Consider the following 1,930-nt stretch of genomic DNA (forward strand, 5'->3'; position numbering starts at 1 on the left):
GCCGGTGACCGGGTGCCGTGACGAGTACCTGCTCGACCTGCTGTCCGGCCTCGGGGACGGGGAGGGGGCGGGGATCGACTGCCCGTTCGGCTGGCCGATCGCCTTCGCGGAGGCCGTCGCGGCCCACGCCGGTCACCGACCGTGGCCCGGCCGCGACGACCGGGAGGAGCACTACCGCGACATGCGGCTGCGCTTGACGGACCGGATCACGGACGCCGCGCTCCGCCCCCTGACGGGGCGCGGTCCGCTGTCGGTGTCGATGGACAAGCTCGGGGCGACCGCCGCCCGGTGGGCACATCTCGCCCACCACCTCGCCGAGCGCGGACATCCGGTGGATCGGACCGGCGCCGGTCGGGTGGTGGAGGTGTATCCCGCCGGCTCCCGCGCGGTGTGGGGCCTGGCCGGCTCGCGGTCCGTCGGGGCGCTGATGGGGGTGATGCCGTGGCTGCGGTTCGAGCCCGGCGCGCGGGCGGCGTACGAGGGGAACGAGCACGCCTTCGACGCGCTGATCGCCGCCCTGACCGCGCGGTGCGCGGTTCTCGGGCTGACCTCCCGGCCGGGCGGCGCGGAGGAGGAACGGGCCGCCGCCGTGGAGGGCTGGATCCACCTCCCGGCGGTCGACGCACCGGTCGGGCTCGCCCCGGGACGGGCCTGACCCCGGGCGGCTCCGGCCGCTCCCGTTTCCGCGCGGCGACGCCGGCTACTCGCGGGCGTGGCGGATGGCGTCCAGGACGATGTGGGCGACATGGTCGTCGACCAGGCTGTACTCGGCCTCGCGGGCCCGGCGCCGGACGGTGACGATGCGGGAGGTGCGCAGCACCCGCAGGTGCTGGGAGACCAAAGGCTGACTGATGCCGAGCGCGTCCACCAGTTCGTGGACGCACTTCCCGCCCTCGGCCAGCTCCCGCACTATGCCCACGCGCACGGGCGACGCCAGGGCCCGCAGGAGGTCACTGGCGGACCGGAGGGACTCCAGGGGGTCCTCCGTCGCAGGGGAGGGAATCATCGTCACATGCACATATTAGCAAGTGACAATGATTCCCAGTAGCGCACGGAGTCCTCTCCTCCCCACGCTCCCCCGGATCGCTCAGTGGTCGTCCCAGTGGCCGTCGTGGGCGGCGTGCCGGTGACCGTCGTGCAGGTAGTCGACGTGGTCCCCGTGCGGCACGGCGACATGGCCGCAGCCCTCGCCGTGGACGTGGTCGTGGCCCTCGTGCGCCGCGTGACCGGACGGGCCGCACTCGTCGACGTGGCCGTCGTGGGCCCGGTGGATGTGGCCGTCGTGGGCGTAGTCGACGTGGTCCCCGTGCGGGAAGGCGACGTGGCCGCAGCCCTCGCCGTGGACGTGGTCGTGGTCCTCGTGCGTGCGGTGTTCGGTGGCGGTGGCCATGACGGACTCCTCCCGTGTTGACGTGGCCGCCCGGGGCTCGCCCCGGCACAACCCATTGCCACATCACCATATAGCAACTCTTGCATGTGTGCCGAATGGCGACGCCCCCGGAGCCGAAACCGGCCACGGCCCCATGTCACGGTGCGGCCGGCCGATCAGCCCTGCCGGGTGACCGCCTCGGGCAGGAACTCGCTCGGCCGGCCCGTCCACGACACGTACAGGTCGTCCCTGGCACGGGTGCAGGCGACGAAGAGCAGGCAGCGTTCCGCCAACAGGTCCGCCTCGTGCTGGAGGCGGTCCACCTCGGCCGGGGTCACCGCCCTCGGATACGGCAGCGCCCCCTCGTTCACGCCGATCACGGCCACGCAGCGGTACTCCAGGCCCTTGAAGGCGTGCATGGTGCCGACGTTGACGGCCTCCGCCGCGCCGGTCCGGTCCCCGCGCACCTGCGCGGCGGGGATGCCGGCCTCCGTGAGCGCCGCGACCGCCCGGTCGCACTCCCGGTTGAAGCGGGCCGCGACCCCGATCTCCCCCGCCCTG

At 73.7% G+C, this 1,930-nt stretch carries 4 protein-coding genes; 1 reads left to right on the forward strand and 3 read right to left on the reverse strand.

From position 1 onward, the window contains the following. Positions 1-655, forward strand: a 655-nt coding sequence (locus FOE67_RS24235; RefSeq protein ID WP_182666964.1) for a DUF429 domain-containing protein, incomplete at its 5' end; no start/stop codon positions are given. Between the two features lie 45 nt (positions 656-700). Here the strand turns inward: FOE67_RS24235 and FOE67_RS24240 are convergent. From FOE67_RS24240 to FOE67_RS24250, 3 genes are all read right to left on the reverse strand, one after another. Next, positions 701-1,006: an ArsR/SmtB family transcription factor gene (locus tag FOE67_RS24240; protein ID WP_182666965.1), complete on the reverse strand. Its 306-nt coding sequence runs from the start codon at positions 1,004-1,006 to the stop codon at positions 701-703. Between the two features lie 81 nt (positions 1,007-1,087). Further along, entirely contained in the window at positions 1,088-1,390 is a 303-nt protein-coding gene (locus FOE67_RS24245) for a hypothetical protein (protein WP_182666966.1), read from the reverse strand. A gap of 155 nt (positions 1,391-1,545) precedes the next feature. Beyond that, positions 1,546-1,930, reverse strand: a 385-nt coding sequence (locus tag FOE67_RS24250; protein ID WP_182666967.1) for a 3'-5' exonuclease, incomplete at its 5' end; no start/stop codon positions are given.

This window comes from Streptomyces calidiresistens (genome assembly GCF_014141525.1).
Classification (GTDB): domain Bacteria; phylum Actinomycetota; class Actinomycetes; order Streptomycetales; family Streptomycetaceae; genus Streptomyces; species Streptomyces calidiresistens.

What these genes read in the sequence shown, in the direction of transcription:
- FOE67_RS24240 (WP_182666965.1), bottom strand. Translation starts at nt 1,006, where the DNA reads ATGATTCCCTCCCCTGCGACGGAGGACCCCCTGGAGTCCCTCCGGTCC.
- FOE67_RS24245 (WP_182666966.1), bottom strand. Translation starts at nt 1,390, where the DNA reads ATGGCCACCGCCACCGAACACCGCACGCACGAGGACCACGACCACGTC.